Below are 25,944 nucleotides of genomic sequence, written 5' to 3' on the forward strand. Positions count from 1 at the left end.
CCGGGAGCCACAGGCCGTAGAGCCCCGGTTCGGGCCCTTTCGGCCCACCGCGGCCCGCGGGACAAGGGCGCGGACCAGGGCCGGGCAGTCCCCCGGTCGGGACGGCCGGCACCTCGCACCGGGCACACCCCCGTCCGACCCTGGAAACACCACGCCCACAGATGAGGAGCCGGCGTCATGGTCCGTTACGTGTACGACTTCACCGAGGGCGGCCGTGACATGGCCGGCCTCCTCGGCAGCAAGGGCGCGAACCTCGCCGAGATGACCCGGCTCGGGCTCCCCGTGCCGCCCGGCTTCACCCTCACCACCGAGGCGTGCCGTGCCTTCCTGGCGGCCGGCAACGAGCCCGCCGGACTGTGGGAGGAGGTCTCCGCGCACCTGTCGGCCCTGGAAGCGTCCGCCGGGCGGTCGCTGGGGCAGCCGGACGATCCGCTGCTGCTGTCCGTCCGCTCCGGCGCGAAGTTCTCCATGCCCGGCATGATGGAGACCATCCTCGACATCGGCCTCAACGACGAATCCGTGCTCGGTCTGGCCGAGGTCTCCGGCAGCCGGCGTTTCGCCTGGGACTCCTACCGCCGCCTGGTCCAGATGTTCGGCAGCACGGTCATGGGCGTCGACGCCGCACACTTCGAACGGGCCCTCGCCCACCTCAAGGACCTGCGCGGCGTGAAGGACGACGTGCACCTGAACGCGTCCGACCTGGCCGAGCTGGTGGGGACGTACCAGAACCTGATCCACCGGGAGACCGGCGAACACTTCCCGCAGTCTCCCGCCGAGCAGTTGCGCCGGGCGGTCCTGGCCGTCTTCGCGTCCTGGAACGGCGAACGCGCCCGCCTGTACCGGCGCCGCGAGCACATCGCCGACGACCTGGGCACCGCCGTCAACGTGCAGCGCATGGTCTTCGGCAACCTCGGGGCCGACTCCGGCAGCGGTGTCGCCTTCACCCGCGACCCGGCCACCGGCCGCCCCGGCCTCTACGGTGACTACCTGCCCGACGCGCAGGGCGAGGACGTCGTCGCCGGCATCCGCAACACCGTGCCGCTGGCGGAGCTCAAGCACCTGGACCGCGCCGCGTACGACCGGCTCCTGGCCCACCTGAGCACTCTGGAGCGGCACTACCGGGACCTGTGCGACATCGAGTTCACCATCGAACGCGGCACCCTGTGGATGCTCCAGACCCGCGTCGGCAAGCGCACCGCCGAGGCCGCTTTCGTGCTCGCGGCCGAGCTGGCCGACGAAGGGCTCATCACCCCGGACGAGGCGCTGGCCCGAGTGAGCGGCGAGGGCCTGGCCCGGCTGATGTTCCCGCGTTTCGACACCTCCACGACCGGTACCGCACTCGCCCACGGCGTCCCGGCCTCGCCCGGCGCGGCGGTCGGGACCGTGGTCTTCGACTCCGCCCAGGCGGTGCGCCGCGCCGCGGCCGGCGAAAAGGTGGTCCTGGTCCGTCAGGAGACCACCCCGGACGACCTGCCCGGCATGATCGCCGCTCAGGCGGTCCTCACCAGCCGGGGTGGCAAGACCAGCCACGCGGCCGTCGTCGCCCGCGGCATGGGCAAGGTCTGCGTGTGCGGCGCCGAGGAACTCACCGTGGACACCGGGACCCGGCGCTTCACCGCCGCGGACGGAACCGTGGTCGAGGAGGGCACCGTCGTCTCGGTGGACGGCTCCGCCGGAGCGGTGTACGCGGGTTCGGTGCCGCTGGTGGACTCGGCAGTGATCCGGTATCTGGAGGACGGCCGGGGCGGCGAAGGCGACCGGGGTGTGGTCGGCGCCGTGGGGCGCGCGCTGGCCCGCGCAGACGCCGTGCGGCGGCTGGAGGTGCGGGCCAACGCCGACACCCCGGAGGACGCCGTCCGGGCCCGCCGGTTCGGAGCGCAGGGCATCGGCCTGTGCCGCACCGAGCACATGTTCCTCGGTGAGCGCCGCAAGCTGGTCGAGGAGATGATCCTGGCCGGCACGGACGCCGAGCGCGAGGGCGCGCTCGCGGCCCTGCTGCCCCTGCAACGGCAGGACTTCACCGACATCCTCCAGGCGATGAACGGTCTGCCGGTCACCATCCGGCTGCTGGACCCACCGCTGCACGAGTTCCTGCCCGACCGCACAGAGCTGGCGGTGCGCATCGCCGCCGCCGAGGCACGCGGCGAGGAACCGGACGCGCACGACGTCGAACTGCTGGCCGCCGTCAACCGCATGCACGAGGAGAACCCGATGCTCGGTCTGCGCGGTGTGCGGCTCGGGCTGGTGGTCCCGGGCCTGGTCGCCATGCAGGTGCGGGCGATCGGCGAGGCCGTGGCCCGGCGTCTGCGGGCCGGTGGCGACCCCCGGGCGGAGATCATGGTGCCGCTCGTCGGGGACGTCCGCGAACTGCGCCTGGTACGCGCGGAGGTACGGCGGGTGCTGGCCCGCGTCTCGGAGGCGACCGGCGCGCCCGTCGACTGCCCCGTCGGCACCATGATCGAGCTGCCCAGGGCCGCCCTGACGGCGGGCCGGATCGCCGAGGAGGCCGAGTTCTTCTCCTTCGGCACCAACGACCTGACCCAGACGGCCTGGGGTTTCTCCCGTGACGACGTCGAGGCGGAGTTCTTCTCCGCCTACCTCGACAAGGGCGTCTTCCCCACGTCCCCCTTCGAGACCCTCGACCGCGAGGGAGTCGGCCGGCTGGTCGGCATCGCGGTCACCGAGGGCCGCGCCGCCCGGCCCGACCTGAAGATCGGGGTGTGCGGTGAGCACGGCGGCGACCCCGGCTCGGTGCACTTCTTCCACGCCACTGGGCTGGACTATGTCTCCTGCTCCCCGTTCCGGGTGCCGGTGGCACGGCTGGAGGCCGGCCGGGCGGCACTGGAGGGGACCGAGGGCAGCGACAGCAGGTGAGGTACCGGGCCCCTCGGCCCTGTGACCGGGGGCCGGCCGCCCCGCCCGCCGGGACCGGCCGCCCCTGGGACCGGGCCGGCGGACGCAGCAGCCTTGGATCGTTGCCGACGATCACTGAGGAGTGGAACACGTGACTGCCAAGGACATCGGTCCCCGTGACGTCCTGCACACGGTGCGGGTACGCACCGACGGCGAGACGGACGAGGAGTCCCTCGCTTACCTCCGGGAAAAGGTCGGTACCGCTCTGGACCGGCCCGGACTGCCGCCCGTGAGCGGTCAGGTGCGTGTCGTCCGGGCCGCGGCCCACCATGTCGCGCTGCCCTGGTCGGCTGGCGCGGAGATCCGGATCGGGAACCACCTCGTCGTCGTCCACGCCCGCGAGAACACCGCGACGGAGCTGGCCGACCGGCTCCACGACCGGCTGCGGGACAGCGTCGAACGCGTCGCCCACCGCGGCGACACCGCCCGCCGGTCGGCCGCCCCGCCCCCGTGGCGCGGCGGCCCGCGCCGGTAGGCGCCCGCCCGACCCGGCGGAGGACCGGAGCCGGATGCGGCTCCGGTCCTCGCCGCCACGCTGGTAAGGAGGACCCGCCTTGACCGCTCACACCGTCGGCGAAGTGATGACCAGGGACGTCGTGCAGGCACACCGGACGACACCGTTCAAGGAGGTCGTGCGGTTGCTCGACCACCACCGGATCAGCGGACTGCCGGTGGTCGACGCCGACGACAAGGTGCTCGGCGTCCTGTCCGGCAGCGACCTGGTGCGCACGCAGGCACACCGGGACGGCACCGCCCCCTCCCCCGCCGTGACGGCGGGGGACGTGATGTCGAGTCCGGCGATCACCGTGCACCCGGAGCAGACCGTGCCGGACGCGGCCCGGCTCATGGAGCGCCGCCACGTCGAACGGCTGCCCGTCGTCGACGAGGAGGACCGCCTGATCGGCATCGCCACCCGTCGCGACCTGCTCCGTGTCTTCCTGTGCGCGGACGACGAGATCGGCCGCCAGGTGACCGAGGAGATCATCGCCGGTGTCCTGGGGCTGGCCCCGGACGCCGTCCGCGTCCTGGTCCGCGACGGTGTCGTCACCCTCGCCGGCCGGGTGGAACTGCGCAGCCAGGTGCCGGAGGCCGTGTACGCGGCCTGGCGCCTGGAGGGCGTGGTCGGCGTCGTCAACGGCTTGTCCTTCCGCGTCGACGACTTCGCGGCACCGCTCGCCTCCGCTCGCGCCGGGGGCCGTGAGCCGGCCGGCGGCCCGCGCGTACGGCGGCTCGCCCCGGCCGGGCCTACGGTCCCTGCCGGTCCGGGCCGGACGGACGGAGAAGAGGGCCCTTCGGCGCCCCCTGCCGCGCCGGGCCCGGCAGCACAGTGAAGACGTGGAACGCCGCGCCACCGAACCGCGGCCCTGATGACGGAGGCACCCCACCATGACCCGACAGGACGTGCGGACCAAGGACCGCGTCGGGACCGACGCCCCGTCCGACACCGCGGTCGCCGTGGACCGTCTGGTCACGGCCGGCCTCAAGGCTCTCGCCGACTACGAGTCCCTCACCCAGGAACAGGTCGACCACATCGTCAAGAAGGCGTCGGTCGCCGCCCTGGAGCAGCACACCGCCCTGGCCCGCCTGGCGGCCGAGGAGACCGGGCGCGGGGTCTTCGAGGACAAGGCCGCCAAAAACATGTTCGCCTGCGAGCACGTCACGCACAGCATGGGCCACCTCAAGACCGTCGGGGTCATCGGCCGGGACGACATCGAGGACATGGTGGAGATCGCCGAACCGGTGGGCGTGGTGGCCGCGGTCACCCCCGTCACCAACCCGACCTCGACCACGGTGTTCAAGGCACTGATGGCGCTGAAGACCCGTAACCCGGTGATCTTCGCGTTCCACCCCGCCGCGCAGCGGTGCAGCTCCGAAGCGGCCCGCGTGGTGCGGGACGCGGCCGTCGCCGCCGGAGCACCGGAACACTGCGTGCAGTGGATCGAGGCCCCCTCCGTCGAGGCCACCCGCACGCTCATGCATCACCCGGGCGTCGCCCTGATCCTGGCCACCGGCGGCAACGCCATGGTCAAGGCCGCCTACTCGGCCGGCAAGCCGGCCCTCGGGGTCGGCGCCGGCAACGTCCCCGCCTACGTCCACCGCAGCGCGAACCTGCGCCGGGCCGTCAACGACCTGGTGCTGTCCAAGTCCTTCGACAACGGCATGATCTGCGCCTCCGAGCAGGCCGTCATCCTGGACACGGAGATCTACGACGCCGCGATCACCGAGTTCCGCGCCCTGCACGCCCATCTGGCCACCCCGCAGGAGAAGGTGAAGCTGGAGACCTTCCTGTTTCCCGCCACCGGCGGTTCGGGCGCCGGCTGCGAACCCAAGGTCAACGCGGCCGCCGTCGGGCAGAGCCCGGCCTGGCTCGCCGAGCAGGCCGGATTCTCAGTGCCCGCCGACACTTCGGTCATCCTGGTGGAGGCCGAACGGGTCGGCCCGGACGAGCCGCTGACCCGTGAGAAGCTCTGCCCGGTCCTCGCCGTACTGCGCGCCGAGGACGAGCGCCGCGGCTTCGACCTGGCGGCCGACATGGTCGCCTTCCACGGCCAGGGCCACAGCGCCGTCATCCACACCGAGGACCGCGCGGTGGCGGAGGCGTACGGCATGCGGATGAAGACCGTACGGATCATCGTCAACTCGCCGTCCTCACAGGGCGCGATCGGCGGCATCTACAACGGTCTGCTGCCCTCGCTCACGCTGGGGTGCGGCTCCTGGGGCAGTACCTCGGTGTCCAACAACGTCTCCGCCGCCCAGCTCCTCAACGTCAAGCGGGTCTCCGCCCGCCGCAACAACCTCCAGTGGTTCAAGGTCCCGCCGAAGATCTACTTCGAACCGCAGGCCATCCGCTACCTGACCGCCATGCCGGACGTCCACCGCGTCACCATCGTCACCGACGCCACCATGACCCGCCTCGGATTCGTCGACCGGATCAGCCGCGTCCTGCAACGGCGCCGCGAGCCGGTCACCCTGCAGATCATCGACAACGTCCAGCCCGAACCCAGCATCGACTCCGTCCAGCACGGCGCCGACCTCATGCGGGACTTCCGCCCCGACACGATCATCGCGCTCGGCGGCGGCTCCCCCATGGACGCCGCCAAGGTCATGTGGCTGCTGTACGAGCAGCCCGGCATCGACTTCGCGGACATGCGCCAGAAGTTCTCCGACATTCGCAAGCGCGCCTTCCGCTTCCCCACCCTCGGCGAGCAGGCCCGCCTGGTCTGCGTGCCCACCACCTCCGGCACCGGCGCCGAGGTCACCCCGTTCGCCGTCATCTCCGACCCCGCGACCGGCAAGAAGTACCCGCTCGCCGACTACGCCCTCACCCCCAGCGTCGCCATCGTCGACCCCCTCCTCACCACTGCCCTGCCGCCCGCGCTCGCCGCCGACAGCGGCTTCGACGCCCTCACCCACGCCATCGAGGCGTACGTCTCCGTCTACGCCAACGACTTCACCGACGGCCTCGCCCTGCACGCCATCCGCCTCGTCTTCGGCCACCTCAAGGCAGCGGTGAACATCCGCGAGAACTCGGCCGAGGCACGCGAGAAGATGCACAACGCGGGCACCATCGCCGGCATGGCCTTCGGCAACGCCTTCCTCGGCATCGTCCACGCCATGTCGCACACGCTCGGCGCGACCTTCCACATCGCGCACGGCCGCACCAACGCGGTACTGCTGCCGCACGTCATCCGCTACAACGGCACCGTCCCGACCAAGCTGACCGGCTGGCCCAAGTACGAGAGCTACCGCGCCCCCGAACGCTTCCAGGACATCGCCCGCACCCTCGGCCTGCCCGCGGCCACTCCGGCCGAGGGCGTCGAGTCCCTCGCCGCCGCCGTCGAGCGGCTGCGCGACGCCGTCGGCATCGAGCCGACGTTCCAGGCCCTCGGCGTCGACGAGCGCGCCTTCCTCGACGCCCTGCCCCAGCAGGCCCTCAACGCCTACGAGGACCAGTGCGCGCCGGCCAACCCGCGCATGCCGATGCTCGACGACATGCAGAAGCTCATGCGCACCGCCTACTACGGCTGAACGACTAGCCGGTCGCGACCCGGGCGAATCCGCCGTACGGGGCCGTACGGCGGATTCGCCACGCCGTCCGGCGATGCCGAAGAGGTCCGAAGGGCCCCGGCGTACGGACCATCGGGCCCTGTCACCGGGCGCACGCCTGGTCTTGGCTGTCCGTATGACGCACGAGCACTTCCACGGCGGCCCGATCCGCTCCCAGTACACCGTCGGTGACACGACCGTGCTGGAACTGCGGAGACCTCGACATCGCCGTGGCGCCGATCCTCACGGCCCGGCTGGACGCCCTCACCGCGCACCCGCGTCCCGATCTGGTCGTGGACCTCGGTCCGGTGCCCTTCCTGGACTGCTCGGCGCTGGGAGTGCTGTGCAGGGCGCGCCGACGGATCCGCGAGCGGCACGGCGGGCTGCGGCTGGTCTCCGGCGACGACCGTCTGCGCGTCGTTCTGGGCCACACCGGGCTGGCGAACGCCTTCTCGATTCACGCGTCGCTGCAAGACGCCCTGCGTTCCCCGCGGAACGCGGCCCTCGCCGACGGCCTCGCCCGCGCCGCGGCACCGGAGCGCGAGAGCGTGTCCTGCGGCTCCTGACGTACGGACGCCGCACGGCGGCGCGGCGTCCGTACGCGGAGCCGGCGGGTTCACTGCCGGGTCCGCCGGGTGGCGCGGTGCAGCCGCTTCGCTCCGCGCAGGGTCGGATCAACCAGCAGCACGGTGGCCGCCGTAGCCAGGCAGAGGGCCCACTGCCGCGCTCTCGGATGTCTGCCATGAGCCCTACATCGAAACTGAGCCCTGGGGCATCGACGACGGCATCCATCGCACCTTCGTCCGGTCCCTCGTCGCCGTACGCCTAGCCGTCAGTGAAACGGCCAAGACCATCTGCATCTACAGCATCGAGTACCTCGCCTGACCGCCGCGTTACCCCACGTTCGGCAAAGCGGCGGGCGGCTCCGGCGGCGATTCCTCACCCCGCCGGTCCGCCGCCAACCCGTTCTCGGCACGCAGAGCCGTCAGCCACGGCCACAGATCCGGCAGAGCCTGCCGCGGACAACCCAGACGATGCTCGATCCGGCACTGCTGATCCCGCGCTGCCGGAAACGTCCCGTACACCGTCACCCGGCCGTCCGACAGCTCAATCCACCGATGCTCCGCCGGTACCAGATGCGCCAGCACCCGCACCCTCGGCTCCAGCAGCACCCAGTCGCCCTCCAGCGTCGCCACCCGATCCTGCGGCAGCCCGCAATACGGGCACGCCGACTGGCCAGTGCCGATCCCTCGCGGACGCTCCTCGATAACCCCCATATGGCGAGCCTGCGGGCGCATGCCAGCCGCGAGTAGGGCGCAAACCAGACGGGACCGGAGAGGAGACCGCGCCGGGCGAGAGCAGGCCCGTCACGAGAGGCGGTCGCCATTGCAGAAACCGCACCCAGGACGGCTGTAATACCGCCAGCGTTCCTTCTCGTGGTCTGCAGGCGAGGCCGCACTGAGTGCCTGAGGCCAGGCCGTGTTGGACGCAGTTCACCCGCAGACTGACACCCAGCCGGCCTGTCCTCGACACACGGCCACGCAAAGGAGGTGAAGGAAAACGGGTACCCTCGCGTGCATCACCGCAGGTCTAGAAGTGTCGTCCCCGCGCCCGCGGGGATGGTCCCTTACGCAGGTCGGCAGTGCATGGTTGAACCGTATGCGTGCGCAAGCCGTTTATGACTGCATGCCCTTGAAGAAGAGGGACAGTAGGCGGCTGCGTCATGGCCGCGCTTCCACGGGCAACGACGGGAAGAGGTACTCATGGGACTGACATTCAAGACCTCGGTAGTAGGAGCAGTCCTCGCCTCCACCGCCGTACTGGCGGCTCCGGGAACCGCATCGGCTGATGAACCCGTGACCCGCTGTGAAGAAGGCCAGATCTGCCTCTACGACGGCCACAACCTCACCGGGAGCAACCTGCAGCTCCAGTACCGGGTGGACATCCCCAACCTCGGCTGGGCGTGGAACGACCGAGCCAGCTCGGTGTGGAACCGCGGCGAGGGGTTCGTCTGCATCTACACCGATGCCGACTACCGCGGCTACCACTACACCATAATGCCGGGTGAGAAGCAGGAACTTCTGTTCCTCTACGACAACGCAGTGAGCTCCCTCGAGTACGGCGGTTGCGGGGCCCCCTGAGCCGGCTGACCGACCCGAACCCGCTACAGTAACGGCCTGGACTACCTCGTGAGCGTCGTGGAGTGCCCGGAGACGGACGCTCCCAGCCAGCGGGATCTCAAATACGCGGTCCTGCACCTGGCCTCCGGGGCGGAAGTCCTTCTCAAGACCCGTCGACAGATGGAGCACTGGATGCTCGTGTTCTCCCACCCCGGACGGGCCGTCCGTGACGAGGTGGAGAACGGCACGCTGACCATCTGTTCCTACAAGGAGGCGCGCGAACGGCTGGAGAACATCGTCGGAATTTCCGGTGGCGAAGCCGGACGCCGAGGCGCTCGACAAGCTCGCCAAGGTGCGCGATGCCCTGCAGCACTACGGTCTGGTGGGTCAGGCCGCGAACGACGAACATCCCGTCCTCAAGGGCGATGGTCCTGAAGACCGTCTACGCGTACGGGCTTCGCCGGCAGGAAACCTGCGGCCTCGACCTTGCCGACACGCGCCGAAACGCCAAAGTGCCGTCCTACGGCCGCTTCGGCGGGATATTCGTGCGCTATGGCAAGGCGTCCAAGGGAGGCCCGCCCAAGCGGCGTCTGGTGCTGACCGTGCCCGAGATGGACTGGTGCGTCGATGTCCTCGAGCAGTACTGGAACGAAGTACGACCAGCGTTCTCACCGGGCCGCCACCCTGCCCTGTGGGTCACCGAACGGCGGGGACGTATGTCTCTCAGACGTCTCAACGACGCCTTCGACAACGCCCGACAGGATGCTGACCTCCCGAAAGAACTCGACCTTCACTCGCTGCGGCACATTGTCTCTGCTTAGTTTCCGTGTGGTGATTGGCATCAACTGGGCTGGCGCCCGGGGGGGGTTGGGCTTTGCGCTGAGGCGCGTGGTGTTTCTACTGTCGGCGCTCATGATCATGAGCTTCTTCTCGTCCCAGGGCTGGGAGTCCTGGGACGCCGAGCATCGGCCGTTGATCCCCGAGGGGATGCCTGTGCCCGCCGACGACGACCTGTGCTTCGAGGACGGCCCGGCTGCGCCGCGTCCGGCGGCAGTGTCGAACCGGTGGTTGCGTGAGCTCCCGACCAGCGGAGCGCCAGCGTCGAGCTCGTGGGAGAACTACGCGCGGGCGGTCAAGGAGTGGATGGAGTTCCTGGACGAGCATGGCGTGGGTCTGTTCGACTCGCGGGTACGGCTGAAGGCCGCGTTGAGTCGGTACGCCGAGCACTGGGCGGCGGGACCGTTGAAGGCTCGGTCCGTGGCGACGACGTGGGGGCAGCACATGAGCATCCTGTCGTTGTTCCATCGGTGGGCGATCAACGAGGGGTACGCGACGGCCGAGCCGTTCACCTACCGCTCCGCGCGGGCCCTGTTCGCCGGGACCGGCCGGGAGGTGAAGGTGAACCTGGCGGTCCGCCGCACCTCGAAGCCGCACGTGACCGTCAAGTACCTGGAGCCGGACTTCACCGAGCTGTTCCGCAAGGGCCTGCGGGGACTGGCCCCGGACGGCTCGCAGGACACCGGCTTCCACGGCCGGGAGATGACCCGCAACGCGGCCGTCGGGGACCTCGCGCTGGCCACCGGGCTGCGGCTGCAGGAGTTCACCTACCTGCTGCAGTGGGAGATCCCCGCGCTGCCGCCCGAGCCGACCATGGTGCCGATCCCGTTCCCGGTGCCGGCCGGGATCGCCAAGGGCAGTAAGTTCCGCAACACCTGGGTCTCCTACGAGGCCCTCGCCACGGTGCACGACTACGGGGAGCTGGACCGGGCCGCCACAGCAAAGGGCACACGTTGGCGGCCGCCGCGACGGTGGGGTGAGCCGTTGATGGTGACCGAGCCCGACGAGAGAGGCGGGCTGATCAACGGCATCCGGCGGCCCTGGGCATCGCTGACCCCGGCAGAACGCCGTCGGCTGGTCGCGCCCAAGGGCGGTTCGTGCCTACTGGCGGTGAAGAACGGCGGCGGCCCGTTCACCGCGTGGGCGACGGTCTTCGAGCGGACCTCCAACCGGATCCGGGCCCGCTTCGAACCGCGGTTCCCGCACGTTGGCCCCATCGATCGAAGTGCGCAGGCTCTGGGCCTACAGAGACGTCCTGCCCGAGGCCATGCGGCTTCCGGATGCCCCACCCTGGGCTGGAGAAGACACTCAGGACCTGTTGGCCGGGAAGCGTTCACGGAGCATGGACAACCGGACCCGCCGGATCGGCGAGCCCACCATGCAGATGCTCCTGAGCTGGGCCATCCGGTTCACCGAAGACTTCGCTGGCGACATCCTGGCCGCTCACGCCGAGAGTGTCGGACTGCACGCCAGGACGACCATGGGGCGACGGCGATCTGGCCCCAGACACCATCGACAGCCCAGGCACCTGCCGGGAGAGCTGGCACCCAAGGTCACCGCCTACCTGGAGGATCTACGAGCCAGAGGCGAGGCCCTTCCCGGCCGACGCCTGGACAACGGCGACCTGGTGATCAACTGGCGCTACGTCGCCGCAGCCTTGAACTGCGCGGAGTCGTTCAGCCAGACCACAACCGCCCGTCTGGTAAGAGAGTCAGGGCTGCCCATCCGAGAATTCACCTACCTCGAAACGCCGATCAACGGCGTGCTCGACGGGCAGCCGTAGAGGCAGGAGCGGATTCGGTTCGACGAGGCTCCCCAGCTCGCACGCCTGCTGAGCACGGCCTGCTTCGTCATCATCGCCTACCTCTCCGGCGCCCGCGTCGGAGAAGTGCTCAACCTCCGCCGCGGACGCGTCAGGCACGACTCCGACACAGATCTGTGGCTGATGGAGGGCCTCTACCTTCAAGGGCGCCGAGGACGGCGAGGGCAACAAGGTCCCCGAGGGGCAGCCCCGCGAGGATCCATGGGTCGTCATCGAGCCAGTCGCACGAGCCGTCACCGTGCTCGAACGACTTCATCCCCACACCCTCCTGTTCCCGACCAGGATCGAGCCGCACCGCTGGCGCTTTGAGGGCGAGAAGCGTCAGGGGCAGGCACGCCGGGACCAGTCAATCATCCTTGACCTGGCCAAGTTCATCACCTGGGTGAACGACTACTGCCATCGCCTGCGCCGAGACGACGGCATCCCTGACGACGGACGAGGCCGACTGAAGCCCAGCCGATTTCGTCGCACACTCGCCTGGTTCATCCGGCGCAGGCCACGGGGGCTGGTCGCTGCCTCGATTCAACATGGGCATGCGCACACCCAGATGCTCCAGGGTTATGCAGGCAGCTATGAGTCCGGCTTCCCAGACGAGTACGCCTTCGAGGACTGGCTCTACCGTCTCGAGTGCCTCAGCGATGACGAGCAGGCACTTTCCGAAGGAGAGCACGTCAGCGGCCCTGCAGCCGACACGTACCGCTCCCGCATCAGCGGGGCGCACCGCGAATTCGCCGGACGCGTACTCACCAAGCAGCGACAAGCTCGCGATCTGATGGGAAACCCGCTGCTTCAGATCCACCACGGCGAGGGCATGACCTGCGTCCTGAACCCAGCCACAGCCGCCTGCCAGCTGCGAGGCACGGTCGACGATCCCCTCGTCACGCCCGACACAGACGACTGTCGGCCTCAGTGCCCGAACATCGCCCGCACCGATCGAGACGTCGAGCACGTCAAGCGCAGGGCGGCCGAACTCGCCGAAATCATCGCCGATCCTCTGGCACCGCCGATCCGTCACGAGCGCGAGCGGCACGAACTGGGCCGCCTGAAGTCGATCATCGACGCCCATCAGCGAGGAGCCGCAGACCGATGAGCGCCGTCTTCCCGCTCGACAACGAAACAGACACCGTCCGCCGAGCGATCCTCGCCGCGATGAACCGGCTGCTCGCCGGCACCCCGCAGTCAGTGTCTTTCGTCAGCATTCCTGGGCGCTGGACGCCACGGTCGGCCCGCGGATTATGGGGCCTGGGGAGCTGTCCTGGCTGGAGCGCGTCGTGTCCGCCCTGGTTGGCACAAACCTGAGCGGTGCCGAGCGGATGGATGCGGCTGTCCTGCTCGTCGGGCATGTACGCGGCATTGCCCAGCAGGCCCGGGCAGTCGGCCCCGCAGGCAATCCCGAGGCCCAACTGGGCGCCATTCTCGGCGATCTGATGCAGGCGCACGGTGCGCGATTCCCCGCGCTCGCTGAGGCCCTCACTTCAGCAGCCCAGTCGGACGGGCAAGATCAGGCATGGGACTTCGGCCTGCAGCGAATCCTGGACGGTTTGGCTGCACTCATCGATCAGCGTGCAGGCTGACCGCGGCTCGGATCACAGTCGGCTGGCTTCCCTGCTCGTCACCACACAGTGACAGGAGCTGGTCAGGTGCTCTGCCTCGTTTCGCTGAACTGCTGGCCGTTTCAGGCGGCCTGGCCGAAGTCGGTGGTCAGGTCCTGCTCACGTAGCGAGGTGAAGTCCACGTCTTTGTCTCGTACGCCTCACGCCGGATGTCGATCTCGGGCGTGGGGCACTCGCCGAACCAGTTGATGTGCTCGTTCATGTTCGGCGCGGCATGCCCCAGGACCCCCGAAGCGACCTTCCACCCCTCATCGAGGAAGACAACACTACTGTTGCTCGGCTAACGAGGCTTTCACCGCTCTCACCTGGACAGCCCCATCACCGGGACAGTCAACTGCCGTGCACGAGATGGCGGAAGAAACGCCGCGATGTACGCGGGCAAGCACACCGGTCAGTCGGTGCTCGTCGACCGCTCCCACGCCACGCGGCCGTCCGTCAACGGCCGGCGCGCCGGGCGGCCCGGCACCCGCACTCTGGGAGCTGCCGCGTGAAGCCGCCGATGCTCTACGCCCCGGATGCCATCCGGGGCATCACCATCAAGCAGCCCTGGGCGGCCTGCATCCTCCACGGCGGCAAGCGCGTGGAGAACCGGCCCCGGGCCTGGGCGCCGGGCTGGCGTCTGCTGCACGCCGGAGCCGCGACCGACCGGGCCGCGCTGTGCGATCCGCTCGTGGCCCGCACGGTCCGCGGCCTGGAGCTGCCCACCCGTGCGGTCCTCGGCCTGGTCCGCATCACCGGTTCCCACACCGATCCCGGCAAGACGTGCAGCCCCTGGGCGCAGCCCGGCCGCGTGCACGTCGGCCTGGACGACGTGCACACGCTGGCGCTGCCGGTCCCGTGCGACGGCCAGCTCGGCCCGTGGCGCGTCCCGCTCGCCGTCTACCAGCGCGTCCTTCTCCAACTCCCCCCGCACGTGCACCAGATCCTCCCGGCGGCCACGTCATGAGCCGCGGTATCGGTCAGCCCACCCACTTCCTCGACCCCGACCCGCGCTTCCCCTTCCCGCACAGCCCCACCCCCACCCGCTGCCAGACGGAGCCGAAGCTGTTCGACTTCTCCCACGGTGACCGCTCCGGCAGCACCCGGGCGGCGACGGAGAAGCGGCTGGAGCAGGCCGGCACGGCATGCTCCCGCTGCCCCATCGCGCGGGACTGCCTGAAGTGGGCGCTGGTCAACGAGCCCCTCACCCGGATCGGCATCTGGGCGGCCACCACCCCGGGCCAGCGCACCGACTTGCGCAAGCGCATGGCCGACCGGCTCGGACCGGCCTGGATCGACGTCCTGGCCGAGCGGGACCAAGCCCGCCGTGAGCGGGCCGCCGCCGCCCGGCACAACCCGCTGACCGTGAACCAGGCGCGCATCGTCCGCCTGGACCGCGAGCTCAACGGACCGATGCGCCGGCCGCTCACCCCCAAGGAGCAGCAGCGCAACCGCGACCGGCTCATGGCCGGCCTCAAGGCCGCGTAGAGGGCCGGGATGTTCACCGACTGGCACGAGGCCCTCCAAGCCTCCGACGGCCTGCCCCTTCACCCCACCAGCACCGAGCAGGAAGCCGCCGCGGCCCGCACCCTGGCCCGCAACGCCACCAGCAAGGAGGACCTGGTGCTCCTCCTGGACGCGGTCGGTCTGCCCGGCGACGACGACACCCTCACCGCCCTCCTCCCTCTCCTGAACAACCCCGACGAAGGAGTCCCCGACATGCAGCAGAACCCGGCGGCCACCCCTGCCGACGCGTTCAAAGCCACGGCCCTGTCCATGTACTACGCCGACCACCCCACGGCTGAAACCACTGAGGCGACCGGCCTGTCCGACCACGAGATCACCGCCCTCGTCAGCGCCCAGGAGCGCGAGATCGACACCATCGCCGACGGCGATGGCGCGCCGGCCGCCACCAGCGCCGCCACTCCGGCCGGCCCGGCGGCCGACGACTCGGTGGAGCAGTTGCTCGCAGGGCCGAGACGCACCCCACCGCCGGCATCCGCAACAAGGCCGCCCGGGTCCGCGCCGACGTGGCCGAGCTGACCGCGCTGCGCGCCGCCGACGACGCACAGCGCGAGGCCGAACAGCGCGTCGCCCAGCTCACGGCCGAGCTGGAGAAGGCCAAGGAGGACCTGCGCGCCGTGACGGCCGGCGCCCACCCCTCCCCCGCCGTCGCCGCGGCGGCCGCGCCGGCGCCCGTCCGGCCCGGTCTCGGCAGCGGACGCACCCGGCAGGAACTGGCCGCAATCCGCACCTGGGCGCGCGCCCACGGCTACCGGGTCGCCGACGCAGGCATGATCCGCAAAGCTGTGCTCAAGGCGTACGACGCCGCCCAGCAGGCCCCGGCCGCGAAGGCCAGCTGACATGGGCGACGCCGACGCGATCGTCCTGGACGGCTTCCTGGACGAAGAGACCGTGCCCGGCGGCCCGCACGGGTCGACCGCCCGCTTCCGTCTCCCCGACCAACGAGCGGACGGACGAGATGATCCTGCCGTGCAGCGTCGCCGACCCGCAGATGGCGCACCAGGCGCTGCACGAGCTCGTCCCCGGCGACCAGATGCGCGTCACCGGCTACCTCCGGCTGCCCCGCACGCCGCACGAGCCGATGTGGCTGGTCGTCACCGAACTGACACTGCTGCAGCCCGCCCCCACCTTCACGGAAGCCTTCACCGCGATGCTGGAGCGCTACGGCCCCTACGTCTGCTACACCGACGCCGACACCGACCAGGTACCGGTGTGGACCGAGGACGGCACCTGGGTCGGCGTCGCCGGCACCCCCGCCGGCCTCGGCCAGCTGCTGGAGGCGTGCGAGCAGCGCCACGGCGCCGGCGGCGAACAGCCGTAGGACCCAGGCTGCCGATACGGCCCGAAAGCTGCCGGGTCAGGCCGAGCGGGAGAGCTGGGCCGGTGAGATCGAAGGACTGAACCTCACTCGCCCTCCTCCGCTCCAAGCGCGACGAGTCCCAGCGCATGGCACGGCGCCCCGCTAGACCTCGGCATTCCTGCACGCTGCCGCCCGAAGGAGTCGGAACGACCCTCCTCATGCCGACGCCTGGAACGGACCATCGCTCACCGAAGGATGACGTTCACGCCCCGTTCCTCCAAGATCTCCAGGATCAGCTCGAACAGCGAAACCTCGCCATCGCCGGTGGGCACGCGCTCTGTCAACTGCGCTCTGGCCTCGGCCGAGGAATCCCAGTGCAAGGTGAACGGAGCGGTGGCGCCCCAGCCGCCTGTCAGACAGTCGTCCAGAGCATCGAGGTTCCAGCCGAAGTAGCCGCCCGGCCCATTGATGGCCTCGCCGATCGCGCAGTAGAAGCTGTCCCTGTCAACGATGTGCCGGCCGTCCAGGGTGAACACCTGGCCTGCAGGAGTGTCGGGCCGTCCCTGACGTTGGTACTCCCGAGACCACAGCGCCACCGACAGCCACGCATGGCGGTCTTCGGGCGCAAGATCGTGCCACATGCCAGTGCGAGTCAGGTGTCCCGCACGGATCAAGTCCCACACCCGCTCCGCTCCAGGCAAGGCGTTCTCGCACCACAGCGTCACCGTGAGGTCTACGAGGCCGACTCCACAGGCGGATCGCTTGACTCTGACGACCGTGACCTCATTGACGAAGTAGGACCCCATGGTGGCGCCGTCGCCGTCGAGGAGGTCGAACCAGGCGTTCCCCGCCACGGCACGACGAGCGCCGACGTGGCCAACGCTCTTCAGTAGACCGCCCTGCGGCAGGCAACCCACGAGGCGCACTCGGCGTGCTCCCTCTTCATCCGCCAGCGGCGTGAACAACCCCTCGGCCTCGTGAGCCGACCCCCAGAAGTCAGTGTCGTCCTCGTCCGAGGTCAGCGCGTACTTCTGCCCTTCGCCACCCCGCCTTGAAGTTCGCATCACACTCCCCATGAGGGCGCCGATCTTACCGGCGCCCCGCGACGCGTCAGGCGGTCGCGGATGCCACCACCACCCCGCCCCTTCAACTCATCCATCTAGGGGGCCCCTTGCCGACCCACATACCTCCGTTCACCCGTGAGAGTGAAGTGCAGAGAAGTGAGGGCGAATGCGGCCGGGGCACCCACCTCGGCCGCTGCCCCAACCGCCACGGCGAACCCGTCTACGGCACCGGCAGTACCGCCTGCCTCACCACAGCCCACCTCGAAGAACTGCGACCTCACGGCCGACCGCACCGTGCTCGCCCCCGGCAAGGCGTTCCTCGACACCACGAAGGCCGTCGCCGACGACACCACCGTCGATCTTGCCTTCCCCGACACCTCCGCAACCAATGGCCTGCTCACCTTGCGCACCGAGAACAGCACCACCACCCTGCGCGGCCTGGTAGGCGACCTGCCCAAGTACCGGAACCTCTTCCCCACCGAGTTCAACCACACCGCCACCGTGGACATCGCCGCGCTCAAGGACGCCGTTCAGCGCGTTGCCCTGGTCGCCACCGAAGAATTTCCGCTCAGGCTCACCTTCGCCGCCGACAGCACCCTCGTTCCGGAAGCCGGCACCAGCGACGACGCCCAGGCCGTCGACAACGTCGACACCAGCCTCGACGGCGATGAACTCACCGTGGCTTTCAAGTCCGCCTTCCTCCTGGACGGCCTGAACGCTCTCACGACCGAATCCGTCGACTTCCACTTCACCACCAGCACCAAGCCCGCTGTCCTGCGCGGCCACGGCAGCGACGACCAAGCGCTGCGCTACCTGCTCATGCCGACCCGCCTCACCGGCTGAACCGCCCAACCCTCACGCCTGCGAGGTGGGCCGTCGACACGACTTCGGCCCGCCCCGCAGCACCACCAGCCCCTGCCGAAGCCGTCGCCCCACCAGGAGAGCCTTCATGACGAACGGCACCACCCACCTCACCCGCCTGCGCTCGCGGATGCTGGCCACCGCCTACAGCAACGCCGACTCCTGGACCCAGCGCACAGCCTTCCTCACCGACCAGGCCGTGGCCGCGCTCGCCCACCGCGACCCCACCGCAGCCGAAGCCCTCGCCACGTCACTGATGCGCGCCGAACCCCTCCACGACACCAAATCCTGGACGCGGCCGCTAAGGCCGGAATCGACACCAGCATCTGGGAGGAGCGCCGCGAGAAGATCCGGGCCTACGCCCGCGACGCCTACGAACTGTCCCCGACGTCCGATCCGGAAACCGAGGCCAAGCGGATCTGGGCCTCGCTCTACGACAACTACCCGCAGATCGCAGCCGCCTTGGCCGCCTTCCTCCGCGAGATGCCAGCCACCTGGCGCGAGGACCTGTTCACCACCGGCCCGCCCCCCCCCCGCCGCCCGCCCCACGGCCTCGGAGCCTCCCGGACCGGAGACCGCACCGCACGACCCACTGGACTGGGAAAACTGCCCTGCCTGCGCCGAAGCACAAGACCAGTGCCGCTACCACCGCGGCGTCTTCACCGGCATGGAGTACCAGCGTGACCTTGTCACCACGGCCCTGACCGATCACGCAGCCATCGACGAACTCACACAACGCCACGCCGAACTCGAGGCGAAGGCTGCCCAGTCGACAGCTTCCGACGCGAGCACATCCACCACCTAATGAAACCCGGGGCGAACGCGCACCTCCGGGCCGGCCGCCCCGCCGCCCGTCACTCACCTACGGAAGGAACCGCCGTGCCCCGTCAGGCCGACACCACCACCAGCCGCCCGCCGATCGTCGTGTTGTGCGGGTCGACCCGGCACTGGGACGCCCTCGCTGAAGCCAACCTCTACGAGACCGTCGCCGGCCGCATCGTCCTCGCCCCCGGCTGCAACATGCAGCAGCCGCACCCGCTGTGGCAGGACCCGGAACGCGCCGAGCGGCTCAAGCAGCAACTGGACGAACTGCACCGCCGAAAGATCGACCTGGCCGACGAGGTCCTCATCGTCAACCCCGGTGGCTACATCGGCGACAGCACCCGCAGCGAGATCGACTACGCCCGTAGCCTCGGCAAGCCCATCCGCTACACCCACCCCGCAGGTTCAGGCGAGGACGCCCGTGGCTGACAGCACCACCATCGAGTGGACCGACAGCACCTGGAACCCGGTGACCGGATGCAGCGGGTGTCCAGGGGATGCGATCACTGCTATGCGAGAACGTTCGCGGAGCGGTGGCGTGGCGTGCCTGGTCATCCGTTCGAGCAGGGCTTCGACGTCCGGCTGTGGCCGGACCGGCTGGGACTGCCGCTGCGCTGGCGCAAACCCAGGCGCGTCTTCGTCAACAGCATGTCGGACGTGTGGCACGAGGCCGTGCCGGACGAGTTCATCGCGGCAGTGTGGATGACGATGTTCTGGACCTCGGCCGACGGGCGGCCGGGACACTGGGTCGGTGCCGGCAAGCACCGCGGTCTGCCCAGTTCCCTGCCGACGCACACCTACCAGATCCTGACCAAGCGTCCCGGCCGTACGCGCAGTTGGGTCCGCCGATGGGGCAACCGTGAACAGCGGGTTGCCTGGATCGAGGCGGCAGCCGAGCGCGGCTGGTGCGATCACGAGGACGTGCGCACGGCACCATGGGCGCCGGCCGTACTGCCCAATGTGTGGCTGGGTGTCTCCGTGGACGACCAGACGTGGGCGGACCGGCGGATTCCAGCGCTGCTGGAGACGCCCACCTCCGTCCGCTTCCTCTCCTGCAAGCCCCTGCTGGGACCGGTCGACCTCAAACGGGCCGTCATTTCCCTGGGAAGCGAACGCGGCCACGGGCTGACCGCCTCCTACGTCACGTCGGGCCACTGCTGCCAGCGTCGCCTCCACGGCATCGACTGGGTCATCGCCGGCGGCGAATCCGGCCCTCTCGCCCGGCCGATGCACCCCCAGTGGGCACGAACCCTGCGTGTCCAGTGCGCGTGGGCCGGGGTGCCGTTCTTCCTCAAGCAGTGGAGCGCGTACGCACCCGAAGACCACGGCCACGACCGCGGCCGCGCCGTTCTCATCGACACCCAGGGACGCGACTGGGACGGAACACCAAGCAGTGCCCCGCCGGACGCCGTCCGTATGCGACGCGTCGGCAAGAAGGCCGCCGGACGACTGTGGGACAACCAGACCCACCAGGCCATCCCCGTCTGAGACGGACAACAGGCCCCGATTGTTGTTCCTCGGTTGGGGAGAACAGCCGGGCCTGTTGTTCTCATCGCGCCGTCTGGCGAGCCGAACCCGTCGTCTGACCAGACGTCTTACCGCTTATCCCCACTCATCAGCATGCCAGGAAACGCCGCCGAACTCAGTGCCCGGGTCCGCCACGACGAGGCGATCCGACGCGATCGCATCAACGCAGTCCTCGACCTGGGCAACGTCATCAGTACCCACCGCCAGGTGATGTGGAAGCGTGGCGACGCCACCCGCAGGCGCGCCGGCACCGAGCGGCTCGAGGCCCTGCGCGACGAAAGCCACATGACCCGCCGCAAGTGATTACGGCGTAATCACTCACGATCCACGCCTGGCTGAGGTGCCACAGCCGCGAGACGACCTCCTGCTCTGGCCAGCGGACCACCAGATCAGCAGTCGTCGGCAGCAAGGTCACAGGAGGCGGTGCCCCAGTTTCGCCGACTGCCGGTTGTATCCCTTGGTGTCCCACCATTCCTCCAGCAGGGCACGAACGAGGTGCACGAGCTGCCGCAGCCGCTCGGGGTCGGGGGCCAGTGAGTCGAGAACGTCCGTGAAGGACTTGTCCTCCCAAGGCAAGGCAACGGCCCAGCGTTCGTCGGGCATGCCTTGGCGCTGTACCCGCAACTGGTAGGTCAGCAGGGTGTGGCCCTGGGGGAGGCGGTCGACCGACAAAGCCGCGATGTCGAAGCGCACGCTGCCGTCTCCCGTGGTGTAGGAGCGGGCCAGGGCCTGCTCGGCAGGTGTTTGAGCCGTCATGACTGCCTTCCTTCCCGTGTAGGTGGAGAAGCCGCCGCGGCCGTTCGGCTTACCGGACCAGATGGCCGCGCTGATCTTCTTGTCCATGGTCTTGTCCCAGCCGTGGCGAGCCTTGATGTGCTTCCATCCCCACGTCTTGGTGCCGCAGCGCAGTGTGTAGAACTGGGGGCCGCGGTAGTACTTGCGGACGATGTGCTTCCGACTCTTCTTCTTGCACGTGGCACCAATGCTGTCGGCGGCCGGGCCGACGACCCTTCCATCTGAGGCTGGTGCAGCGGAGACGGATCCCACAGGTATGAACAGAGCTGCTGTGGTAGCCGCAGCAGCCAGTGCAGAGTTAGTCGTCCAGAAAGCAGTGCGACGCAAGCTTCCCCCCATAGGAAGGCTCCCGTGGTCAGCGGGAGCGCGTGTTTTGTTTGGTCCTCGGTCTCGGACCGTGCCCAACCCAACATGGTGTGCCGAAGCCGAACAAGGAGGTTCCCAGCCGGTGATGGGCCGCTGACCACTTCACCGGCCTACCATTTATACGCAGCAGCACCCCCGGCTCATCGAGGCACCGGCCCGCCCCGACCCTCTGTGCCCGGGTCTGCACGGTGTGGCTGGAATGATCGGAGCTGGCGATGGTGAACCGCCGCAGCGGTCCGGAGCGCGGGCCTGAAAAGGTTCCGCCCAAAGTAAGTCTGGATGAAGCACAGCTCGACCTTGTTTCTCGCCCAGCGGCGGGTGTGCGCCAACCACCGCGGCAGTTTCTGTAACCATCGCCAGTGTCCGGTCCTCAATCACGGGCTCTCGTAGACCCTGCCGCAGCCCCTAGGCCGTGTCCGATGGGTCCTGTGACTACGCTTGCGCTGGATCGTTTCGGTCGGTGTGGGGCGGGGTGATCTTTCAGATGACGAGTGGATGCGGCTGGAGCGGCATCTGCCGCGTAACCGCGGTCGAGGCGGACGTTGGCAGTGCCACCGTCGCGTGATCAACGGCATCCTGTTCCGGCAGCGGACCGGTCTGCCCCGGCGGGATCTGCCGCCGCAATTTGGCAAGTGGAAGACGCTTCACGATCGTCATCGCAGATGGTCGGCGGACGGTACGTGGGAGAAGATCCTGCGAGCCGTCCAAGCTGACGCCTCTGCAGAGGGCCGGATCGACCGGAGCACGGTGAGCGTCGACTCGACGTCTTGCCGAGCACACAAGCACGCAGTCGGCGCCCTCACCCGCGCGCCACGAATCCCGGGCCGCCGCAGTCGCCCGGCCAGGCACCGTTCCGACGAGGGCCTGGGCCGCTCCCGCGGAGGCTGACCTGCAAAATTCACCTGGCCAGCGAGGGTGGTCGTCGTCCGTTGGTCTTCGTTATCACGCCCGGACAGTGGGGTGACGCCCCGCAGTTCATGCCTGTGTTCGAACAGGCCAAAGTCCCAAAGCCGGGCGGCGGACGCCCTCGCACGCGACCAGACCATGTCGGAGGAGACAAAGCGTATTCCTCGCGCCGAAACCGACCGGTACCTACGGCGTCGGCGAATCAAGCACACCATCCCCGAACCCAGGGAACCATCGAGCCAACCGCCAACGGCGGAGCAGCAAGGGCGGCCGGCCCACCGGCTTCGACACAACGGTCTACCGGCGCCGCAATGAGGTCGAGCGCACCATCAACCGGCTCAAGACGTTCCGCGCGGTCGCCACCCGGTAAGACAAGCGGGCCTTCGTCTTCCACGGCACCGTCACGGTCGCGGCGATCCGACTGTGGCTCCGCCCGTAGCCATCGCTTCCGCGGCTATGCCTCTTCCGGGACCAAGGCGCCGAGCTCGACTTCCTCGAAAACGCGTGACCACCAGGCTTCATCATCCTCGAACACCTTCGGATCGCTCTGCCGGGCCCGCTCAAGCACGTCTTCGACGTAGTCCTCGTAGTCGTCGTCCGCGTCGCTCTTTCCCGAACACGTGAACGCCTCCCACACCTCCAGGACGTTCTGCAGACCGGCAACCGAATAGTTGACCAACCCGTACTGCTGATCCCCATCGCCTTCATAGCCGCGGGCCATCCACACCTCACCACTGTCGATCAGCAGCCAGTACGTGTTGACACCGTCCTCGAACGCACCGAGGAATGCAGCCCGACCCTGCGGAAGGTCGCGGACTTCCAGCTCCCGACCCGAGGCCCGCACGAACATGCGCTTGCAGTCGGCCGGCAACCCTCGCTCGACCAGCCCAGACACCGCCTCGCCGTCCACACCCAGGCGCGCGAGGGAACTCGCGTCGTATGGCAGCCACAGCACGCTCGGCAACCGACACCCCCTACTCGATCCGTCCATCCGATCCTCTCAGACCGCTTGGACGACCCATCGGACAGGACCTAGTAATGCTTCGTTAGGTTGTGGGCTGTCTGCGGCTGCTCCGGGGGCTGGGCAGGGGTCGGCCGCAGGTGGTGCAGGTACCGGTCCAGCACCTCAGCAGGTCCTAAAGAACGCCGAGGACCTGGTAGGGAGTCAGGCCGGCATCTGGGCTTCTGGGTCGAGCCGCCACAGGGTGAGGAAGGCTTGTGCGGCGGTGACCAGGGTGACGTGGTGGTGCCAGCCGCGCCAGGTGCGGCCCTCGAAGTGGTCCAGTCCGAGGCCGTGCTTGGGCTCGCGGTAGTCGTGCTCGATGCGCCAGCGCATCTTCGCCCACCGCACCAGGTCGGCGACCGGGGTGGTGGCGGGCACGTTCGATATCCAGTAGCCCGTCGGAGTGTCCTGGCCGGCCGGCCATTCGACCAGGAGTGTCCGCGGGGGCAGGACGCCGTCCCACTGGTTACGGCCGCCGCCGGCCTCCTGGGCCGCGGCCAGGGACTGCTTGCCCGCGGGCCGCACGGTCAGCACCGCGAAGCGTGAGGTCATCGTGCCCTTGCTGCCCTGCCTCCAGGTCACCTCGGTGAACCGGTCCGAGCCCGCCGTAAGCAGGCTGGTGCGGCTCGATGTCCTCCGGGTGGGCGACTTCTTTGCCGTTCAGGGCCAGGACGTAGGACAGTCCTCGTTCCTGGAGGCCGAGCCGGAAGGGGGTGCTGACGCCGTAGCCGGCGTCAGCGACCACGACCGGCGCCTTCAACTGCCACTGGGCGAGTGTGTCCAGCAGGCCGAGCGCCAGACGCCACTTCTCCCGGTGCACCACGTCGTCGGGAATTCCTGCCCTGCGGCATGGGTCCGGCTCGTCCGTCCACTCACGCGGCAGATACAACTGCCACTCCAGCGGGCACGAGGCGGTGTCGGTGGCGGCATGGACACTGACCGCGACCTGGCAGTTGGCCCGTTTGCCGACCGCTCCGCAGTACTGGCGGGCCACACCCACCGACGCGGTGCCGCACTTGGGGAACGACACATCGTCGATCACCCACACCTCAGGGCGGATGGCCTCGGACAGCCGCTCGGCGATCCGCCGCCTGACCGGTAAGGGATCCCACGGCGACTGGTTCACGAACTGCTGCAGGGCCTGCATGTTCCCGTCCGGCAGACGCTCGGCCATCGGCTGGATCGACTTGCGACGGCCGTCCAGCATCAGACCTCGCAGATAACACCCGCCCCACCGCCGCTGATCCCGCCGCGGCACCGAGGCGAACACATCGGCAACGAACTCCGATAACTCACCCCGGAGCCGTTCCACCTCCCCCAACCTCATAACGAGGAAGATGCCCACCACCAAGCGAGATCACCCGACCTAACGAAGCACTACTAGGGCCTGTCGTTTAGATCACCGGGTGAACGGACCGGAGGAAGATGCCTGCGATATGGAGTCCGGCCAGGTAGGTGGTGGCGGTCTTCTCGTAGCGGGTGGCGATGCCTCGCCACTGCTTCAGGCAGTTGATGCACCGCTCGACGGTGTTGCGCTGCTTGTAGGTCTCGCGGTCGAAGGCCGGTGGCCTGCCGCCTCGGCTGCCCCGACGTAGCCGGTGTGCGCGCTGGTCGGCGGGGACGGGACCACTACCTGGATGCCGCGCTTGCGCAGGTGCTCGCGGACCGCGCGGGAGGAGTACGCCTTGTCGGCCAGGACCAGATCCGGCCTGGTACGGGGCCCTCGCCGCGAGGGACGCGCAGGCGGGCTATGACGTCGGGGAAGGCGGGTGCATCACCGGCCTGGTCGGCGGTGAGATGGAACGCCAGCGGCCGGCAGCGGCCGTCGGCAGCCAGGTGAATCTTCGTGGTCAGTCCGCCGCGGGGCCGGCCGATGGTGTGGTCGCCAGGTTCGCCGGCCGGGGCCCCTTTTTGCGGGCCCCAGCCGCGTGCTGGTGGGCTCGCACGATAGTGGAGTCCCCCGACACGGTCCAGGCGAGATCCTCGTCCGCGTCGGCCTGGGCCACCAGCGCGGTGAAGACCCGCTCCCAGGTGCCGTCGATGGCCCACATCCGCAGCCGGTTGTAGACGCCCCGCCAGTTGCCGTACCTCTCCGGCAGATGCACCCACTGCGTACCGGTCTGGAACTTGTAGGCGATCGCGTCGATCACCTCACGGTGGTTCCGTCACCGGCCACCCCGCTTCGGCGTCCGGTCCGGGAGCAACGGCTCGATCCGCGCCCACTGCGCATCAGTCAACGGCACACCCGGACCAACGCTGGCCGCCGAAGCCGCCCGCTATGCCGCGGACGCACGCGCCTCGGCCAAACAAGCCCTGGACTACTCGGCCGAAGCCGCCTCCTACGCTCCCAGGCAGCGCAATCCCTCAAGCGCACCATTGCCTACGACCAGCAAGCGACCGAAGACGCCCAAGCAGCCGACCGTGCCGCGGGCAGAGCCGAGAGCT

22 protein-coding genes and 4 pseudogenes are annotated in these 25,944 nt (G+C 69.4%); 20 read left to right on the plus strand and 6 right to left on the minus strand.

The window, feature by feature from the left end:
• The first annotated feature begins 177 nt into the window (after positions 1-177).
• From ppdK to IE316_RS34105, 5 genes are all read left to right on the plus strand, one after another.
• Positions 178-2,874, plus strand: a complete 2,697-nt coding sequence (ppdK, locus tag IE316_RS34085; protein ID WP_190208441.1) for a pyruvate, phosphate dikinase — start codon at positions 178-180, stop codon at positions 2,872-2,874.
• Positions 2,875-3,004: 130 nt separating this feature from the next.
• Positions 3,005-3,388, plus strand: coding sequence for a hypothetical protein (locus IE316_RS34090; protein ID WP_190208442.1), 384 nt, complete (start codon positions 3,005-3,007; stop codon positions 3,386-3,388).
• 79 nt (positions 3,389-3,467) lie between these two features.
• Positions 3,468-4,244 carry a CBS domain-containing protein gene (locus IE316_RS34095; RefSeq protein WP_190208443.1) on the plus strand — a complete coding sequence of 259 codons (777 nt, stop codon included), beginning with the start codon at positions 3,468-3,470 and terminating at the stop codon, positions 4,242-4,244.
• 55 nt (positions 4,245-4,299) lie between these two features.
• Positions 4,300-6,942 carry a bifunctional acetaldehyde-CoA/alcohol dehydrogenase gene (gene adhE / locus IE316_RS34100; protein ID WP_229910675.1) on the plus strand — a complete coding sequence of 881 codons (2,643 nt, stop codon included), beginning with the start codon at positions 4,300-4,302 and terminating at the stop codon, positions 6,940-6,942.
• Positions 6,943-7,148: 206 nt separating this feature from the next.
• A complete protein-coding gene (locus IE316_RS34105; protein WP_190208444.1) occupies positions 7,149-7,526 on the plus strand; it encodes an STAS domain-containing protein in 378 nt (125 codons plus the stop codon).
• A gap of 327 nt (positions 7,527-7,853) precedes the next feature.
• Here the strand turns inward: IE316_RS34105 and IE316_RS34110 are convergent, their stop codons facing one another.
• The gene (locus tag IE316_RS34110; protein ID WP_190208445.1) at positions 7,854-8,237 is read right to left on the minus strand and encodes a DUF6083 domain-containing protein; all 384 of its coding nucleotides are present in this window, start codon (positions 8,235-8,237) and stop codon (positions 7,854-7,856) included.
• A gap of 579 nt (positions 8,238-8,816) precedes the next feature.
• Between IE316_RS34110 and IE316_RS34115 the strand changes: the two genes are divergently transcribed.
• The 10 genes and pseudogenes from IE316_RS34115 to IE316_RS34150 all read left to right on the plus strand — a co-directional run bounded on the left by IE316_RS34115 (position 8,817) and on the right by IE316_RS34150 (position 16,176).
• The gene (locus IE316_RS34115) at positions 8,817-9,101 is read left to right on the plus strand and encodes a peptidase inhibitor family I36 protein (RefSeq protein ID WP_190208446.1); all 285 of its coding nucleotides are present in this window, start codon (positions 8,817-8,819) and stop codon (positions 9,099-9,101) included.
• A 401-nt stretch (positions 9,102-9,502) separates the two neighbouring features.
• Positions 9,503-9,901: pseudogene (locus IE316_RS34120) on the plus strand (tyrosine-type recombinase/integrase); the annotation flags it as partial.
• 1,358 nt (positions 9,902-11,259) lie between these two features.
• Positions 11,260-11,700 (plus strand): hypothetical protein, encoded by a 441-nt coding sequence (locus IE316_RS35795; RefSeq protein WP_229910676.1) that lies wholly within the window; start codon positions 11,260-11,262, stop codon positions 11,698-11,700.
• Positions 11,701-11,977: 277 nt separating this feature from the next.
• Positions 11,978-12,829, plus strand: a complete 852-nt coding sequence (locus tag IE316_RS34125) for a hypothetical protein (RefSeq protein ID WP_229910677.1) — start codon at positions 11,978-11,980, stop codon at positions 12,827-12,829.
• The gene (locus IE316_RS34130) at positions 12,804-13,313 is read left to right on the plus strand and encodes a TetR/AcrR family transcriptional regulator C-terminal domain-containing protein (protein WP_268257661.1); all 510 of its coding nucleotides are present in this window, start codon (positions 12,804-12,806) and stop codon (positions 13,311-13,313) included. The genes IE316_RS34125 and IE316_RS34130 overlap by 26 nt, the downstream gene beginning before the upstream one ends.
• A 526-nt stretch (positions 13,314-13,839) precedes the next feature.
• Positions 13,840-14,298 (plus strand): ASCH domain-containing protein, encoded by a 459-nt coding sequence (locus IE316_RS34135; protein WP_229910679.1) that lies wholly within the window; start codon positions 13,840-13,842, stop codon positions 14,296-14,298.
• The gene (locus tag IE316_RS34140; RefSeq protein ID WP_190208448.1) at positions 14,295-14,819 is read left to right on the plus strand and encodes a WhiB family transcriptional regulator; all 525 of its coding nucleotides are present in this window, start codon (positions 14,295-14,297) and stop codon (positions 14,817-14,819) included. Before IE316_RS34135 ends, IE316_RS34140 begins: the two co-directional genes overlap by 4 nt.
• Positions 14,820-14,828: 9 nt before the next feature.
• Positions 14,829-15,374, plus strand: a complete 546-nt coding sequence (locus tag IE316_RS35805) for a hypothetical protein (RefSeq protein ID WP_229910680.1) — start codon at positions 14,829-14,831, stop codon at positions 15,372-15,374.
• The gene (locus IE316_RS35810) at positions 15,362-15,694 is read left to right on the plus strand and encodes an Lsr2 family DNA-binding protein (RefSeq protein WP_229910681.1); all 333 of its coding nucleotides are present in this window, start codon (positions 15,362-15,364) and stop codon (positions 15,692-15,694) included. Before IE316_RS35805 ends, IE316_RS35810 begins: the two co-directional genes overlap by 13 nt.
• Before the next feature lie 119 nt (positions 15,695-15,813).
• Positions 15,814-16,176 (plus strand): hypothetical protein, encoded by a 363-nt coding sequence (locus IE316_RS34150; protein ID WP_229910682.1) that lies wholly within the window; start codon positions 15,814-15,816, stop codon positions 16,174-16,176.
• A 224-nt stretch (positions 16,177-16,400) separates the two neighbouring features.
• Here IE316_RS34150 and IE316_RS34155 read toward each other — a convergent pair whose 3' ends face one another.
• Positions 16,401-17,231 (minus strand): barstar family protein, encoded by an 831-nt coding sequence (locus tag IE316_RS34155; RefSeq protein WP_229910683.1) that lies wholly within the window; start codon positions 17,229-17,231, stop codon positions 16,401-16,403.
• Positions 17,232-17,513: 282 nt separating this feature from the next.
• Between IE316_RS34155 and IE316_RS34160 the strand changes: the two genes are divergently transcribed.
• The 4 genes from IE316_RS34160 (at position 17,514) to kilB (ending at position 20,732) form a co-directional block, all read left to right on the plus strand.
• Entirely contained in the window at positions 17,514-18,062 is a 549-nt protein-coding gene (locus IE316_RS34160; RefSeq protein ID WP_190208449.1) for a DNA polymerase III subunit beta, read from the plus strand.
• An 897-nt stretch (positions 18,063-18,959) separates the two neighbouring features.
• A complete protein-coding gene (locus tag IE316_RS34165) occupies positions 18,960-19,331 on the plus strand; it encodes a hypothetical protein (RefSeq protein ID WP_190208450.1) in 372 nt (123 codons plus the stop codon).
• Positions 19,332-19,379: 48 nt separating this feature from the next.
• Entirely contained in the window at positions 19,380-20,390 is a 1,011-nt protein-coding gene (locus tag IE316_RS34170; protein ID WP_229910685.1) for a DUF5131 family protein, read from the plus strand.
• 132 nt (positions 20,391-20,522) lie between these two features.
• Positions 20,523-20,732, plus strand: coding sequence for a plasmid transfer protein KilB (kilB, locus tag IE316_RS34175; RefSeq protein ID WP_190208451.1), 210 nt, complete (start codon positions 20,523-20,525; stop codon positions 20,730-20,732).
• Between the two features lie 108 nt (positions 20,733-20,840).
• Here kilB and IE316_RS34180 read toward each other — a convergent pair whose 3' ends face one another.
• On the minus strand, positions 20,841-21,476 hold the full coding sequence (locus IE316_RS34180) for a hypothetical protein (RefSeq protein WP_190208452.1): 636 nt from the start codon (positions 21,474-21,476) through the stop codon (positions 20,841-20,843).
• A 576-nt stretch (positions 21,477-22,052) separates the two neighbouring features.
• Here IE316_RS34180 and IE316_RS34185 point away from each other — a divergent pair.
• A pseudogene (locus IE316_RS34185) lies at positions 22,053-22,935 on the plus strand (IS5 family transposase).
• Between the two features lie 15 nt (positions 22,936-22,950).
• On the opposite strand, the gene IE316_RS34190 reads toward IE316_RS34185, so the two are convergent.
• From IE316_RS34190 to IE316_RS34200, 3 genes and pseudogenes are all read right to left on the minus strand, one after another.
• On the minus strand, positions 22,951-23,451 hold the full coding sequence (locus IE316_RS34190; protein ID WP_229910686.1) for an SUKH-4 family immunity protein: 501 nt from the start codon (positions 23,449-23,451) through the stop codon (positions 22,951-22,953).
• Between the two features lie 210 nt (positions 23,452-23,661).
• Positions 23,662-24,826 (minus strand): annotated as a pseudogene (locus IE316_RS34195) (IS701 family transposase).
• A 67-nt stretch (positions 24,827-24,893) separates the two neighbouring features.
• Positions 24,894-25,742 (minus strand): annotated as a pseudogene (locus IE316_RS34200) (IS5 family transposase).
• Positions 25,743-25,944: the final 202 nt, after the last annotated feature.

Source organism: Streptomyces fumanus, assembly GCF_014655295.1.
Taxonomy (GTDB): domain Bacteria; phylum Actinomycetota; class Actinomycetes; order Streptomycetales; family Streptomycetaceae; genus Streptomyces; species Streptomyces fumanus.